This window comes from Fodinicurvata sp. EGI_FJ10296, assembly GCF_040712075.1.
Taxonomy (GTDB): Bacteria; Pseudomonadota; Alphaproteobacteria; order DSM-16000; family Inquilinaceae; genus JBFCVL01.
The window spans coordinates 204,136-220,137 of record NZ_JBFCVL010000004.1; the positions used below are offsets into that span (position 1 = coordinate 204,136).

The window sequence follows — 16,002 nt, forward strand, 5'->3', positions numbered from 1 at the left end:
TATCGGACACCCCTGAACGCGGCGACCTTGACAGGACCCCGCCATCGCCTCTCTGGAACCCAAGCGAGGACTCCCATGGACCCGCATATCAGGGAAGATCGGTCGGACGGACGCCATGCCGCCATAAAGCATCGGCCGGTCCGCCGAACCGCCATCGCCGGTTTCCTTGCCGGAACCGCCGCGGCATTGACACCATTGCCGTTGACAGCATCGGATGCAGATGCCGGAGAACCGGCGGAAGCCGCATTCGATCCGCTCGAAGGTTGGCTGGTCAACGCCAGCACCCATCTTCGCAGCAGAGTGCACGGACTTCGTGACAACGCCGACATCAATCCTGACGGTGCCATTTTCGACACTGAAAGCCACATTCAGGAGGCGGTCGGTCGGATCGTGCTTGAGCGACCGGGCGATGCCTTTCTTACCATCGGATTGCGGCCAAAACTCACCTATGACGACATCGATCGCTGGTCGGCACGTCTGAACATCGACGAAGCCTATGTCGACGTCATGGCAACGCCGGAAGCATTCCTGTTCGCCGGTCTGAAACGGACGGTCAGCGGCGTGGCCAACGGATTCAACCCGACGGATTTTCTCAATGCCGGCAAAGAATCCGACGGACTGCTACGCGATGACGACCGGCGGGCCGAGATCGCAGGCGACATTGTGGCCGGTGTAGAATATTTCACGACGTCGGGAACGGTGACAGCCGCCGTGCTGCCGGAAATCGAGCAAGTCCAGGAAACACCCACCCGGCTGTACCTCGACTATCAGGGTACCTTCGAAACCATCGATGCCGATTTTTCCGTCAACGCCGTAGTCGGCCATAGCTCTGCCCTTGGCTACAACCTATCCGCGACTTTGGGCCGTGCAACCATCCTTTACTCGGAAGGTGCATTGCATTTCCGCCGCGGCCGCGACCGTCTGAGTACGGCGACGGTCAATGGGCAGCCCGTCACTTTTCCCGACAGTGCCGACGGCGACCGCGTCTATCCCGAAATTGTCGTGGGCGCGACTTATACATTCGAGAATGGCATTACACTCAATGGCGAATTCTATCATGACGCACGCGGCTATTCCGACAGCGAGTTCGACGACATCGCAGCCCTGATCGATCGGGCCGCACCGGCATTCAGGGCCGGCGGCCCGGCTGCGGCGTCTGCCGCGGGACAACTGGGCCTCGCTGCCGGCGCCGCATTCGAAAGTCCGCTTCGACGCAACTACCTGTTCGCCCGGCTCAGTGACATCGCCATCGGGTCGGATTTCGACCTTTCCCTCGTCGGCATCCACAATCTGGATGATTCCAGCAGCTCCGCCCGCGCCCGCCTGACCTACGAGCCAACCTCCGCCGATCGTTTCGAACTCGTCGGCGAAGTCTTTGCCGGATCGGACCGCAGCGAGTTCGGCCTTATTCCATTCAGCGAACGCGCCATGCTGACCTATCGGCGGTTGTTCTGACGTGCGGTGCAGTCAATGATACCACTCCCCGACAATGTTCCGGTTCTCGGCATGGGCGTCGACATCCTGGAACATGCACGGCTTCAGCGGGCAATCGACCGGACGGGGCAGGCCTTCCTCGACCGGATCTTCACCCCGCAGGAGCAAGCCTACTGCCTGGCCAAGCGCAATCCGCTGCCGTCCCTGGCCAACCGCTTCTGTGCCAAGGAAGCCATGGCAAAGGCTTCGGGGCTCGGAATCGCCCGAATGGGGCTCGCCAATGTCTCGGTCGCAAACCGCGACGACGGCGCCCCGTTTCTCATCATGGAGGAAATCTGCCGTGACCGCCTGAAAGCCGATTTCGGACGGGTGCCGACCGTTCACCTGTCCCTGAGCGATAGCCAGTCCCTTTCAATTGCCGTGATCCTGCTGACCCCATGATGAAAAACGCGAACACGACCTCCGCGGGCCCGGCCGATGCCGACACGCCCCTTCCCGTCATCGGCATCGTCGGCGCCGGCCGCATCGGCCTGGGCTGGGCCGTCTGGTACCACTACCGGGGATACCGCGTGGTACTGACGTCGACGGAACCGGATCCCGGTGCCGTCCTGGCCGCCAAGATCGAAGCCGCGGCAGAACCGATGGCCATCCTGGGTCTGGCACCGAATGCGGCGGCCGACGCGGTCACTGTCGTTCCGACCATCGGCGAGGTCGGCGCCGCCGCCGACATCGTTCACGAATGCGTCCCGGAGAAACTGGAACTGAAGCGCGACGTGTTTCGCCAGCTTGATGCGTCCGCCGGACCGGACACGCTGCTGCTGAGCAGTTGCTCCAGCCTGCTGATGACCGACATCCAGGCGGGATTTGACGGCGCGTCCCGCATGGCCACCGCCCATCCGTTGGAACCGGCGGAATACATGCCCCTGGTCGAAATCGCGCCCGGCAAGGCGACCAGCCGCACGACCATGGACCGCGTCGACGCGGCAATTGCTGCATCGGGTCGGTCGGTGCTGCGCATGAAGACCGAAATGGAAGTCCTGATCGCGAACCGTCTGCATACCGCGATCCTGCGGGAAGCGTTCTGGATGATCGGACAGCGCGAGGCCACGCCCGATCAGATCGATCAGGCCGTCACCCGTGGTATCGGACGCCGATACGCGATCAGCGGTCCGCTGTTCAACATGGACATCGCCGGCGGTGACGCCGGCATCGGCGGCATGCTGGAATCGTTCAGCACCGAAGACCTGCCCGACTTCATGCGCCGGGTGATCGTCCGCCACTTCGAACGTGTCCGCAAAGCGCGGGGTCCGGCGGAACGCGCGCGGGACCGTGATCTGGCTCTCGCCCATGTGCTGGCGGCGATCGCCGATGCCCCGGACCCTCACTCGGCCTGACCGGACCCGGCTTACCGATGACGAACCGGCGCCGCCTCACGATATCAGCGGCGTCGGCGTCAGGCGCTTTTCCTCGATTGCGTGGCAGGCCACTTTCGCCCCGGCCTCACCCGTCTCGATCAATTGCGGCACTTCACTCCGGCAGCGGTCGTTGGCGTGCGGACACCGGGCGTTAAAGGGACACCCGCTTGGCGGATCGAGCGGATTGGGCAGATCGCCGCCGATGACAGAGCGCTCGCGCCCCGTCATCTCCAGATCGGGAATGGTGTCGATCAGCATCCGGGTATACGGATGGCGGGGGATGTGGAACAACGTGCGGGTCGGCGCAATCTCGCAAAGCTGACCCAGATACATGACGCCGACGCGGTCGCTCATGTGCCGGACCACGGCCATGTCGTGGCTGATGAACAGATAAGTCAGGCTGCGCTGGTCCTGAAGATCCTTCATCAGATTCAGGATCTGCGCCTGCACCGAGACATCCAGCGCCGATGTCGGCTCATCGCACACCAGGAATTCCGGTTCGCCGGCAAGCGCACGCGCAATCGATATCCGTTGACGCTGCCCGCCGGAGAACTCGTGTGGATAGCGGTTGGCATCGCCGGCGCGCAAACCGACCCCCGTCAGCAGATCCGCCACCCGATGGTCCATGGAACGGCCTTCCCCGGCCAGGCCGAAAGCACGGATCGGCTCGGCAATGATGGCGCCGACCCGCCAAAGCGGGTTCAGGCTGGCATAGGGATCCTGAAAGACGATCTGGAACCGGCGCCGCACCGCGGCGGCATCGGCGCGATAGCCCAGCCCGCCGATATCGACACCGTCAAATGTCAGCCGCCCGTCCGTCGGTGGTTCCAGTCCGACCACCATCCGGGCAACGGTCGATTTTCCGCAGCCGGATTCACCGACCAGGGCAAAAGTCTCGCCCCGGCGGATCGAGAACGAAACGCCGTCAACGGCCCGCAGGATGCGTCGGCCCGTTCGCTCAAGAACGCGGTTGAGCCACGGCCTGGAGACATCGTAATGGCGAGTGACGTCGACCAGTTCGACCAGATCGCGCCCCGGCTCCGCCGCCCCCCGGTTGTCCCGTTGCTTCCGTTCCATCGTTTCAGCCACGGCCATCGCCCCCTCCGTTTCGATCGTACAGCCAGCAGGACGCCAGGGTTTCGCCCGCCGGCATGACATCCGGCCGCTCGCGCGGGCAACGGTCGAACACCTCCGGGCAGCGCGGGTGGAAAGGACATCCGGCGGGAACGGCGCCGGGTTGCGGCATTGCTCCGTCGATCTGATACAGGCGATCGACCTCGGCCGTCAGGCTGGGGATCGACCCCATCAGGCCGCGCGTATAGGGGTGCGACGGCGCCTTGACCACCGGCCTGACCGGGCCGATTTCCGCGACGCGTCCGGCATACATGACGGCGACACGATCGGCGGTTTCGGCGATCACGCCCATGTCATGCGTGATCAGCATGATCGCCGTGCCATGGTCGTCGCAGAGGCGGCGCAGCAGCCGAATGATCTGCGCCTGCACCGAGACATCCAGCGCCGTCGTCGGCTCGTCGGCGACGATCAGTTCCGGCTCGGCGCAGATGGCCAGCGCAATCACGACCCGCTGGCGCATGCCGCCGGAAAACTGGTGGGGATAACTGTCGATGCGCTGCGCCGGGGCGGGGATGCCGACCTCGCCCAGAAGATCGATCGCCCGCTTTCGGGCGGCCGACGGCGACAGACCGAGATGCACGCGGATGGTCTCGATGATCTGCTCGCCGACGGTATAGAGCGGGTTGAGGCTGGTCAGCGGGTCCTGGAACACCATGCCGATGCGCTTGCCCCTGATCCGCCGCATGGCGGACGCCGGCAGATTGTCGATGCGCTTGTCGTCCAGCCGGATTTCGCCGCTGTCGATCCGGCCCGGCGGCTCGATCAGGCCGATCACGGCCGTGCCGGTCAGCGACTTGCCCGCGCCGGATTCGCCGACGACACCCAGCACTTCACCCCTGGCGATATCGAAGGAAATATCGTCCACGACCGTGACCGGCCCGTGACGAGAGTCGAAAGCGATCCTGAGATTGCGAACTGATAGAAGCGGTTGTTGCATGTCACCGGAGCTTCGGGTTGAGAGCATCGCGCATCCAGTCGCCCAGCAGATTGACCGAGAGGGCCAGGATCAGCAGCGCGATGCCGGGGAATAGCGCAATCCAGTATTCGCCGGAGAACAGGAAGTCCTGTCCGACCCTGATCAGGGTGCCAAGACTGGGCTGCGTCGGCGGCATGCCAACGCCCAGAAACGACAGCGTCGCCTCGGCGATGATCGCCAGCGCCAGACCGATGGTCGCGATCACCAGCACCGGGCGCATTACGTTCGGCAGCAGATGACGTACCATGATCTTGCCGGCGGGCAGGCCGATGACCCGTGCCGCCTGGATGTATTCCTTGTTCTTCTCGACCATCGTCGCCCCACGGACCGTGCGGGCGTATTGCGGCCAATCCGAAAGGCCGATGGACACGATCAGGACGATGATCAGCGTCTCCTCGTACAGATCCCGTGGCATCACGCCCCGCGCCACACCGAAGATCAGCAGGGCCAGCAGGATCGAAGGAAATGTGAGTTGCACATCGGCGACCCGCATGATCAGCGTGTCGGCCCAACCGCCCCGATAGCCGGCGATCAGTCCCATGGAAACACCCAGCACCATGGCGAACAGCACCGCCAGCCCGCCGACGAGCAGCGATATCCGGGCGCCGTAGAGGATGGCGGAGAAGACGTCCCGACCCTGATTGTCGGTTCCCAGCAGGAACCAGTTGCCGGAAATCGGACTGGCCGAGAACGGCGGTGTGAATCCGTCGGCCAAATTCAGGTTGGCCGGATCGAACGGATTTTGCGGTGTGATCCAGGGGGCGAATATCGCCGCCAGAACGATCAGCAATGTCAGCCCTGCCGCGGTAACCGTCACCGGCGACCGCAGAAATGAATAGGTGATATCGCTGGCCGCCATCCGGCGCAGGCGTGAGGGCGCCGGCCCGTCGGCCGTCCGATCGGCATGGCGTGGATCCGGGGCCGATTGGCCGGATTGATCAGGCGGGTTCGTCATGGCGGCGTCTCTCGACACGGGACGGGACAAAGATCGTCAGCGGCCAACCGGCGAGCCGATCCGCATGCGCGGGTCGACAGCGTAGTACAGCAGATCGACGAGAAGATTGATGGTCACGAAGACCAGGCCGATGAAAACCAGATAAGCCGACATCACCGGCACGTCCACGAACCGGACGGCATTGATGAACAGCAACCCGACCCCCGGCCACTGGAAGACGGTTTCGGTGATGATCGCGAACGCGATGATCGATCCCAGTTGCAGCCCCGTGATCGTGATGACCGGCACGAGCGTGTTCTTCAGGGCATGGCCAAAATTGACGGCGCGGTTGGGCAGCCCCCGCGCCCTGGCGAAGCGGATATAGTCGGTGCGCAGCACTTCCAGCATCTCCGCCCGTACCAGCCGCATGATCAGCGTCAACTGAAACAGCCCGAGCGTTATGGCCGGCAGGATGAGCGACCGCAATCCGCTGGTCGTCAGGAATCCGGTCGTCCAGGCACCCAGATCGACGGTGTCGCCGCGTCCGAACGGCGGCAGCCAGCCCAGTTCCACGGCAAACAGATAGATCAGGAGAATGCCGATCAGGAATGTAGGCAACGAAACACCGATCAGCGACACGGTCATGATGACCCGGCTGGCCCAGCCGTCGCGTCTCAGGGCGGTATAGACGCCCATGGAAATACCCAGCGTGACGGCGAACACGGCCGAAACGAATGCCAGTTCCAGTGTTGCCGGCAGCCGTTCCAGAATCAGGTCCGAAACCGGCCGGTTCGAGCGATAGGAGATGCCGAACTCGCCCTGAACCGCATTGCCGACAAAGCGCAGAAACTGGATCGGTATCGGATCGTTCAACCCGAGACGGTCGCGCAAGGCATCGCGATCGGCGGTCGTCGCCTCCTGACCCAGCATGTTGTTGATCGGGTCGCCAACGAATTGAAACAGCGTGAACGAAATCAACGCCACCGCCAGCATGACGAAAAGCGCTTGGATCAATCGACGGAGACTATACGCGATCATTCAGGAATACCGCCGGTCGGGCATGACAGTCGAAAAATTTACGGCGCCACCCCGGTCGTTCGATCCGAAGGTGGCGCCGTTCATGAAGGTGAGGGATTGCCCTCAGTCGGTGAACTCCATGTACTTGAACATCGGCGTGTTCTCGCTCTGGACCGGGAACTCGATATCGTCACGCATCGCCCAGGCCAAAACCTGATTGTGAATCGGAAGATATGTGATGTCCTCGTTCACGATCTCCCAGATTTCCGCAATCATCTCGTCGCGCTGCTCCAGATCCGTCTCCTGCGAGATTCCAACGGTCAACTCGTCGACCCGTTCGTTCGAGAAGCCGGTGAAGTTCCAGGACCCGCGGTCGCCGGTATTGGTGTGGTAGAGGAAGTTGAATACATAGTCGGAATCCAGCGGCGGCACGCCCCAGCCGAGCATGTAGAACTCCAGTTCTCCGTTCTGCAGATCGGCGAAATGGAGGCTGCGGGTCCGGCTGTCGAGCGTGACTGTGATTCCGATCTGGCCGAGCATCCCAGTGACCGCCTGACAGATGGCCTCGTCGTTGACATACCGGTCGTTCGGGCAATGCAGCGTTATATCGAACCCGTCGGGATACCCGGCTTCGGCGAGCAATTCGCGGGCCCGCTCGGTATCCACCTCCGGCCGCTCGTGCATTTCCTCGGTCCATCCGTTGACGAATGGCGGCAGCATGGCGCCGGTCGGGTCGGAGAACCCGCGCATCACCACCCGCTGGATCGTGTCGGCGTCGATGGCCAGCATCATGGCTTCGCGGACTTCGCGATGAGAGAACGGATTGCCCTCGGCGTCGGAATATTCGAGGTCGTCCTTGCCCTGATGCATGCCCAAGAAGATGGTCCGGTTTTCCGGCCCGGTTTCGACCTTGATTCCCTCGGCCTGACTGAGACGTTCGACGTCCTGAACCGGCGGCTCCATGAGGAAGTCAATCTCGCCCGACAGGATCGCCGCCACCTGGGTCGCTTGCGACTGGATTGGCGTGAAGATGATCTCCGACACTTCCATCGGATAGATATCCGCACCCCAATAGTCGTCGTTGCGCTCCATGACGGTGCGAACATCAGGCTCGCGGCTCACCAATCGGAAGGCGCCGGTGCCGTTGGCGTTCCGGACCGCATGGGTCTCCTCGCCGCCGGCGTAATCCTGCGGCGTCTCGACGTCGTTGGATTCGGCCCATTCGCGGCTCATGATGAACATGTTGGTCAGATTGTTCGGCAGCAGCGGATTGGGGCCGTCGGTCTCGACATGGACCGTGTAGTCATCGACCGCCCGGACATCGACGACCGACGACAACAGTCCCTTCATGTCGGAATTGTCATGGCGTGCCCGATTGAGCGAGAATGCGACATCGTCGGCCGTAAGCGACTGACCTTCGTGGAAGGTAACGCCTTCGCGGATCTTGAATTCCCAGATGTTCGGATCGTCGGTCACGCCCCATTCGGTGGCCAGGCCCGGCGTCAGTTCCAGATCGAGGTTGCGATAAACCAGCGGATCGTAGAGCTGGTGCGACACGTTATGGGTCGGCCCCTCGTTCTGGGCATGCGGATCCAGTGTCAGGCTGTCGCCCGAGCGCGCCCACCGGACCGTTTCGGCACTGGCCGCACTGGCCAGAATAGAAGCCATGGCCGTCATCGCAATAACGGATATGTTCTTTTTCATGATGAAGTCCCCTGCATTCATTCATTCGCCACGGCGCGCAATGGCGGCACGTGTATTGGCATCATGCTGCCATCGGTTGTCTTCGATAGCAACGTATCCGTTGGTCGGATTAGCCATAAGGATATGATAATAGGGGTAGACCCGGCCCGAGCGGTCGGCCGCCGCAACTGACGGCCGACCGCTCACGGGATTTATTCGTACCAGCAGAACGTGTCCGTCAATTCGGCACGAAACGAGCCTCGATGCCGAGACTTTCGCCGACCGGCATGCTGGTTTCCAGCGACGCGCCGATTTCATCCATCGTCATGGGCTGATCGGGACGAAATGCCACCCTCAGCGTGCCGCCAGTCTCGCGTTGAGCGAACATTTCGCGTGCAGCATAGAAAATCGAACCGCGCGGATCGGACTCGGCAATCGGGAACGGCGCCTCGGCAAACCCCTGATCGAGAAACGCCAGCATGTCGTCACCGGTCATACCGATCAGGTGACCCTGCGATTCAACGAGGGCGGCAATGAAGCCGTTATCTTCGACGGTCAATTCAAGCTCCGCGAGCGCCGCCCGATCCAGGTCGGCGAAGCTCCGCGATTCACCGTCCAGAACCGCGTCGAGGGCGATACCGAGCGCGTCGGCGATGTCGAACGAAAGGCCGACATCGGTCGAACCGTCCATCGGCATAACCCGAAAGGCAAAGCCGGCCAGCGCCGATTCGAGATCGGCCATTTCGCCCAGCGGCATGCCCGATTCCGATGCGGCGCTTCTGGCCATGGGCATGTAATCCAGGCCGCTGACTTCGAAGTCGAAATAGCCAGGCTCCCCCTGCTCCCGCAGGCCGGCGACATCCAGTGCATTAATCCGGAAGCTCTCGATCGTGACCGGTTCGCTGAACTCGTCATCGACCATGGAGATGCCGTCGACATGGAGGGATTCGTCGCTGGGGGCATCGATCTGCTCCACCGTCACCACGGTCCCCTCGGCCTCGAGTTCGGCGAGCATGGCGATCCAGACGTCACGGGCGGTTTCGACATTGGCGAAGATCTCGTCCGGATCCATATGGCGGAAGTCCGAATAATCTTCCACCGGCGCCCCGGCCTCGCGCGAGACGGTCAGCGTGGCGGGACGATCATTGCCGCTGCCCCACGAGCCGACCCAGACGTCATAGTCACCGGCCATACCGGCGTCGAAGGCGATTTCCGGATCGAGACCATAGCTGTCGTCGTTGCAGTGGACATCGCCTGCGGGGTCAACGACCAGCAGGGTCGTGTCGGCATCGGAGCTCACCCTCATGGCGACCGGCTCGCCGTCCCCTGATACCTGCACGACGAAATCCGGCCGGTTGGGGTCGATCTGTCCATAGCAACCCGAACCATGGGAAGACGCCGGTGTCGAACCGGCAAGGTTCAAGTCCTGCGACACCGGCGGCGCACCGGCAGCCGGCAGTTCGATGAAGCCGAATGCCGGCTCCGCGCCAACGCCGAGGCCGTCATTCGATCCGCTGTCGTCACTTCCGGAAGTATCGTCAGCCCCCCAGATCGGCTCGCCGAGATTGGCATAGAACGTCGCATCGGTCGTGACGCCGCTGCCAAAGGTGCCGCCGAGGACATAGTACCGTCCGGCCGGAGCCGGCGAGACTGTCACCGCAGGATCGAATCCCGATGTATCGTCATCGCACAGCCATTCGCCGTCTGGCGTCAGCACCATCATCACGCCGTCGGAAACCGCCTCCATGTTGAGGCTGAGCATATCCGCCGGCTCCTGCAGATCGACGGCGACATGGGCGCCCGCCTGATCGACATTGCCATAGCAGCTGGAGGAATACTGTGAAGCGTCGCGATTGCCGGTGATGCTGCCGGACGCAAGCGTCTGCCTGCCCGTCGCCGACGGACCGATGGCGAACGAGCCGAATACCGGCGGTTCGAAGTCGGCTGTATCGGTTCCGGCTGTGTCGGTTCCGGGGGAAGTCTCGACACCATCGCCCGAACCCCAGATCGGCTGGCCGAAACTGGCATAGAACGTCGCATCCGTCGTGACGCCGCTGCCAAAGGTACCGCCGAGCACGTAATAGCGGCCGGCCGGCGCCGGCGACAGCGTCACGGCAGGGTCGAAGCCGGAAGCATCGTCATTGCAGAGCCACTCGCCGTCCGGCGTCAGCACCATCATCACTGCGTCGCTGTCGGCCTGGATGTTCAAGCTGAGGGTGTCGGCCTGTTCCGGCAGATCGACGGCGACATGGGCACCGCCCGGATCGACATTGCCGGAGCAGTTCTGCGAGAGTTCCCACGCATCCCGGGTACCATTGATGGTGCCCGACGCCAAAGTCTGTCGCCCGGAGGCTGCAGGATCGAGCTGGACCGTGCCCAGCATCGGCGGCTCGAAGTCCTCGGCGTTCGGCGGCTCGGGCGGCCGGATCTCGTATGCCTGAAGTTCGTATTCCGAGATGAGAATCCGTGTCGAAACGGATTCGCCGGGCTCGCCGGAAAGCGGCCATATCTCGTATTCGCCGTCGAGGGTGCGGCCCATCGCGACCTGTGCTACGCCGTCCTCGTCGACGCCGGCGCATCGGCTGATGCCGTCCGGACCGCGCACGAGCAGGCCCGGACTTTCCGTGGAGTCCATGTAGAACCGAAGCGGCGTGTAAGCATCGCTGAAAGTCAGGCTGAAACCGCCCTCGCTCAGGTTCGCATAGCCCGGGCAACCGCGGACCTCGTCGCCCGCAGGATCAGCGCCCCGCGCCGTCAGGTCCAGCACCTGCGGCGACGGCGTGAACCCGCCGCTCAGGTTGTAGCCGGTCATGCCTACCTGAGCAAAAGCCGGCCCGGCGGCAGCGGCGAACGCGCCGACCGCGACCCCGGCCGCGAGGCGGAAGGCGAGCGCAGATCTGGATTTCATGGAGTGCCCCTGTTGTCGTTGCTTGTCCGTAGCTGGCGGCGCGTTCAAATAGCGCCTTCGGCCGTTTCGGATCATACAACACATTCCGGGGCTTTCGACACCACGATTTCGCCGCCGAAAATCGTCCTCGGCGGACGAGTGTCAATTCTTCTAATGCCCGACCGAGTTCGAGAAGAGATTGACGACCAGAACGCCGGCAATGATCAGCCCGAGGCCGGCCACAGCCGGCCAATCCAGCGATTGGCGGAACCAGAAGACACCAATCGAGGAAATCAGGACGATCCCCAGCCCGCTCCATATCGCATAGGCGACACCAACCGGGATCGTGCGCAACGTGAACGACAGAAAATAGAAGGCGAGCCCATAGGCCGTGATCACGACGAGCGACGGAATCGGGCGGGTGAATTGCCGGGACGCCTGCAGCGCGCTGGTCCCGATGACCTCGAAGACGATCGCGATGCCCAGATAGATATAATTGACCATGGTCTCCATCCCTGCCGACTCGCCCGACACGATGGTATCGGGACGACGACCGCTGGCCGTACCCGATATCAGTCCCGGCCCATCCGGTCCATCGCGCTGCGGCCGCAATCCCGCTCACATCCGCCCCTTGAAAAAATCATATCTTCCCTTGACCTTCCCATCATTGGAAGCCCCATGTAGGAAGCCTCACAGGGGAACGAGGTATCAAGCCATGACCGAAGCCAGCCGTGACACCGGCACAACGTCGTCCGTCACTCACGTAATCACCGTGAGCGGCATGAGTTGCGCATCATGTGTCGGGCGCGTCGAAAAATCATTGAAATCGACCGATGGCGTCGTGGACGCAAACGCCAACATCGCCACCGGCAAAGCCACCGTGATCGCGCGGCCGGGTACCGTCACGCCTGAGATTTTGGCCCGGATCGTGACCGAAGCCGGTTATGCCGCAGAGGCCGAGACCCGGGACGGCGGCGGCGATCAGGCGGATGCCGGCGCGCGGGAAGCCGGCCGGCTGAAGCGGTCGCTGATGCTTGCAGCGGCTCTGACGCTGCCGATCTTCGTACTGGACATGGGCAGCCACTTCATTCCGCCCTTCCATGATGTGCTTCATCGAACAGTCGGCCAGCAGAACCTCTATTACCTCTATTTCGTCCTGGCGACGCTGGTTCAGTTCGGTCCCGGCCTGCGGTTCTACCAGAAAGGCTGGCCGGCGCTGATGCGCCGAAGTCCCGATATGAACACGCTCGTCATGCTGGGTACGTCCGCCGCCTGGGGTTATTCGGTCGTGGCGACGTTCATGGCGACAGTCCTGCCGGAAGGGACGGCCAACGTCTATTTCGAGGCGTCGGCGGTCGTGGTTACGCTGATATTGCTGGGTCGCTATCTCGAAGCCGTCGCCAAAGGCCGGACGAGCCAGGCGATCCGCCGGCTGCTCAGCCTTCAGGCGCCCACCGCACGCGTCAGACGCAATGGCGTCGAAGAGGAAATCGCCGTTGAGACCGTGGTCGCCGGCGATGTCGTCACCGTGCGGCCGGGCGAACGCCTTCCCGTCGACGGCACGGTACTGGAGGGAACGACATTCATCGACGAATCGATGATCACCGGTGAACCCATTCCGACCGAAAAGACGGCTGGATCCGAGGTTGTGGGCGGCACGGTCAACCAGTCCGGCGGCTTCACTTTTCGCGCGACAAAGGTCGGCCGCGACACGGTACTGGCGCAGATCGTCCGCATGGTCGAGCAGGCGCAGGGCGCGAAACTGCCGATCCAGTCGTTGGTCGACCGGGTTACGGCCGTCTTTGTCCCGGCCGTGATGGCCGCCGCGACGATCACATTTATCATCTGGCTGGCGTTCGGACCATCGCCGGCGCTGACATTTGCCCTGGTCAACGCGGTCGCGGTGCTGATCATCGCCTGCCCCTGCGCCATGGGACTGGCGACGCCGACGTCGATCATGGTCGGAACCGGCAAGGCGGCCGAGTTCGGCATGCTGTTCCGCAAAGGTGACGCGCTGCAGGCGCTGAGAGACGTGGACACGATCGCACTGGACAAGACGGGGACACTGACCAAGGGGCGGCCAGTGCTGACCGATATCGAAACCGCGCAAGGCCATGACAGAACCGCAACATTGCGGCTGGTTGCAGCCGTCGAACGCCGGTCGGAACACCCGATTGCCAGAGCCGTGGTCGAAGCTGCAGAGGGGCTGTCCCCCCCGGATGCCACTGATTTCCGGGCCGAAGCGGGCTTTGGGGTGAGCGCGGCGGTCGAGGGCCGGCGCGTCGCGGTCGGGGCCGAGCGATACATGAAGTCGCTGTCGATCGACGTCGACGCATTCTCTGCCAAGGCCGAAGCCATGACCGGCGAAGGCAAGACGTTGCTCTATGCGGCCATCGACGGAACGGTTGCCGCACTGATCGCCGTTGCCGACACAATCAAGGAGAGCACTCCCGACGCCATTGCCACGCTGCAGCGACAGGGATTGAAGATCGTCATGATCTCCGGCGATAATCGTCGCACGGCCGAAACGATCGCCCGCCAGCTGGGCATCGACGACGTGGTCGCCGAGGTCCGCCCCGACGAAAAGGTCGATGCCGTGAAGGCGCTACAGGACAGGGGCGCGCGGGTCGCCTTCGTCGGCGACGGCATCAACGATGCACCGGCCCTGGCCCGGGCGGATGTCGGCATTGCCATCGGCACCGGCACGGATATCGCCATCGAGTCCGCCGATCTGGTGCTGATGTCGGGGGATTTGCGCAATGTGCCCAACGCGATCGCCCTTTCGCATGCTACAATTCGCAACATCAAGGAGAACCTTTTCTGGGCATTCTCCTATAATACCATATTGATTCCTGTCGCCGCCGGTGTGCTGTATCCGGCTTTCGGAATCCTGCTGTCGCCGGTATTCGCCGCGGCGGCGATGGCGGCATCGAGCGTTTGCGTCCTGACCAACGCCTTGCGTCTGCGCCGATTTGCGCCGCCGGTACCCTTGCAGGGCGAGCGCAGTGCGACGGCATCGCCGCGGGCGGAGGCGGCCTGACAACCCCTGATCGCTCCCGACGTCGATCGGGAGCCCGGATCCGGATAAACCCGGTTCGCTCTTTCCGATCGCGAGAGCCACTGCGCGAGGTCCCCGCTCAAGGCGGGGACGATCAGAATTGAGGCGGGGACGATCAGGAGGACTGAGGCGTGGGAAATCAGGCAATGAATATTGGTGAGGCAGCGCGCGCTTCCGGCGTGTCGGCGAAGATGATCCGGTACTACGAAAGCATCGGGTTGATCCCGCCGGCGGCGCGCGGCAGCAATGGTTATCGACATTACACACCCAGCGATGCGCATACGCTGGCCTTCATCAACAGGGCGCGCCGCCTGGGATTCTCCATCGAGAAGATCGGCCGGCTCGTTCATCTATGGCAGAATCAGGAGAGATCGAGCGCAGAGGTCAAACGGATCGCCCTTGATCACGTCGACGAGTTGAGCCGGCGGATTGACGATCTGGAGGCCATGCGCCGCACGCTGGTGCATCTGGCCGACTGCTGTCAGGGCGACAACCGCCCCGACTGCCCGATCCTGGAAGATCTTGCCGCTAAACGGCGGGATGAGGCCGGCGGCGGCTGATGCGATAAACCGCGGCCGGCGGAATGTTGCGGAATGCCCGCCCCACGAATGTCGCCTTCAGGCCGAGACGATCGAGGATGCGGCGCGGCACCGGACACCGCGGCCCATAGGTGAACTGGTAGAACGAGCCGCCGGGGCGCAGATAAAGGAACGCCCCCGACAGGATCGCCATGATCTTGCGCGGCGACATCGACAGCAACGGCAATCCGCTGATGACAGAGCCCACGGGCGCACCGACAAATGCCCGCTCCTGCGCGAGCCTGCCGGCATCCGCCCTCAGCACCCTCGCCTGTGGAAACCGCGACTCCAGAACCCGCGCGAAGTCTTCGCCGAACTCGACCAGGGTCAGATCGGACTCGTGTATGCCTCGGGCGAGAATCGCCCTGGTGAAAACGCCGGTCCCCGGCCCCAGTTCCAGCACCGGCGCCTGTGCGGGTCCAATCTCGCGGGTGATCAACCGCGCCAGTGCGTTGCTTGACGGCGCCACGGCCGAAACAGCACCTGGATTGGCCATCCACGAGCGCAGGAACTTCATGTAATCGACATATGTCTCGACAGCGGTCATGTCGGTTGTCCTGCCAATCCGCGAAAGGGCGGGCGGCCTTCAGCGCATCGTTGCGTCCAGCACAAAACGAACCGGCTACCGTCCTAGCCAGTTCCTCGTCCTTGCGTAGCCCCGTTCCCTGGAATCCCAAGCCGGGTGTTCCAGAAGCATCCAAGGCGCATATCCGATGGTGCGGGCGGTCGGAGTCGAACCGACACTCTGTCACCAGAACTAGATTTTGAGTCTAGCGCGTCTACCAATTCCGCCACGCCCGCAGCCGGCCGGCGCCTCGCGCCGCGACGCGCTTCTTATAGCCAACCGGAACCAGCGACGCAAGAACCCGCCGCAGCCATACCGACA

General features: G+C 63.2%; 13 protein-coding genes and 1 tRNA gene. 5 read left to right on the forward strand and 9 right to left on the reverse strand.

All coding sequences use genetic code 11. From position 1 onward, the window contains the following. The first annotated feature begins 75 nt into the window (after window positions 1–75). Genes ABZ728_RS09780 through ABZ728_RS09790 form a run of 3 tightly spaced genes read left to right on the forward strand, consistent with a single transcriptional unit; the run spans window position 76 to window position 2,828 of the window. Entirely contained in the window at window positions 76–1,455 is a 1,380-nt protein-coding gene (locus ABZ728_RS09780; protein ID WP_366655914.1) for a hypothetical protein, read from the forward strand. A 15-nt stretch (window positions 1,456–1,470) separates the two neighbouring features. Further along, window positions 1,471–1,875 carry a holo-ACP synthase gene (gene acpS, locus ABZ728_RS09785; protein WP_366655915.1) on the forward strand — a complete coding sequence of 135 codons (405 nt, stop codon included), beginning with the start codon at window positions 1,471–1,473 and terminating at the stop codon, window positions 1,873–1,875. After that, window positions 1,872–2,828 (forward strand): 3-hydroxyacyl-CoA dehydrogenase NAD-binding domain-containing protein, encoded by a 957-nt coding sequence (locus ABZ728_RS09790; RefSeq protein ID WP_366655916.1) that lies wholly within the window; start codon window positions 1,872–1,874, stop codon window positions 2,826–2,828. Before acpS ends, ABZ728_RS09790 begins: the two co-directional genes overlap by 4 nt. Before the next feature lie 36 nt (window positions 2,829–2,864). Here ABZ728_RS09790 and ABZ728_RS09795 read toward each other — a convergent pair whose 3' ends face one another. From ABZ728_RS09795 to ABZ728_RS09825, 7 genes are all read right to left on the reverse strand, one after another. After that, window positions 2,865–3,926, reverse strand: a complete 1,062-nt coding sequence (locus tag ABZ728_RS09795; RefSeq protein WP_366656235.1) for an oligopeptide/dipeptide ABC transporter ATP-binding protein — start codon at window positions 3,924–3,926, stop codon at window positions 2,865–2,867. Window positions 3,927–3,930: 4 nt separating this feature from the next. After that, window positions 3,931–4,920: an ABC transporter ATP-binding protein gene (locus ABZ728_RS09800; protein ID WP_366655917.1), complete on the reverse strand. Its 990-nt coding sequence runs from the start codon at window positions 4,918–4,920 to the stop codon at window positions 3,931–3,933. A 1-nt stretch (window position 4,921) separates the two neighbouring features. Continuing rightward, the gene (locus ABZ728_RS09805) at window positions 4,922–5,914 is read right to left on the reverse strand and encodes an ABC transporter permease (protein ID WP_366655918.1); all 993 of its coding nucleotides are present in this window, start codon (window positions 5,912–5,914) and stop codon (window positions 4,922–4,924) included. A gap of 36 nt (window positions 5,915–5,950) precedes the next feature. After that, window positions 5,951–6,931: an ABC transporter permease gene (locus tag ABZ728_RS09810; RefSeq protein ID WP_366655919.1), complete on the reverse strand. Its 981-nt coding sequence runs from the start codon at window positions 6,929–6,931 to the stop codon at window positions 5,951–5,953. A 102-nt stretch (window positions 6,932–7,033) separates the two neighbouring features. Beyond that, window positions 7,034–8,614: an ABC transporter substrate-binding protein gene (locus tag ABZ728_RS09815; protein ID WP_366655920.1), complete on the reverse strand. Its 1,581-nt coding sequence runs from the start codon at window positions 8,612–8,614 to the stop codon at window positions 7,034–7,036. A gap of 217 nt (window positions 8,615–8,831) precedes the next feature. Next, window positions 8,832–11,501, reverse strand: coding sequence for a hypothetical protein (locus tag ABZ728_RS09820; protein ID WP_366655921.1), 2,670 nt, complete (start codon window positions 11,499–11,501; stop codon window positions 8,832–8,834). A 150-nt stretch (window positions 11,502–11,651) separates the two neighbouring features. Next, window positions 11,652–11,984, reverse strand: a complete 333-nt coding sequence (locus ABZ728_RS09825) for a multidrug efflux SMR transporter (protein WP_366656236.1) — start codon at window positions 11,982–11,984, stop codon at window positions 11,652–11,654. Between the two features lie 211 nt (window positions 11,985–12,195). Between ABZ728_RS09825 and ABZ728_RS09830 the strand changes: the two genes are divergently transcribed. Continuing rightward, complete coding sequence (locus ABZ728_RS09830) at window positions 12,196–14,520, forward strand: heavy metal translocating P-type ATPase (RefSeq protein WP_366655922.1); 2,325 nt, start codon at window positions 12,196–12,198, stop codon at window positions 14,518–14,520. Between the two features lie 164 nt (window positions 14,521–14,684). Beyond that, complete coding sequence (gene cueR / locus ABZ728_RS09835; RefSeq protein WP_366655923.1) at window positions 14,685–15,098, forward strand: Cu(I)-responsive transcriptional regulator; 414 nt, start codon at window positions 14,685–14,687, stop codon at window positions 15,096–15,098. Here cueR and ABZ728_RS09840 read toward each other — a convergent pair. Both ABZ728_RS09840 and ABZ728_RS09845 read right to left on the reverse strand, forming a co-directional pair. Continuing rightward, window positions 15,067–15,663, reverse strand: coding sequence for a methyltransferase domain-containing protein (locus ABZ728_RS09840; protein ID WP_366655924.1), 597 nt, complete (start codon window positions 15,661–15,663; stop codon window positions 15,067–15,069). The two genes, cueR and ABZ728_RS09840, sit on opposite strands and share 32 nt — an antisense overlap. 167 nt (window positions 15,664–15,830) lie before the next feature. Further along, a tRNA-Leu gene (locus ABZ728_RS09845) sits at window positions 15,831–15,917 on the reverse strand. Window positions 15,918–16,002: the final 85 nt, after the last annotated feature.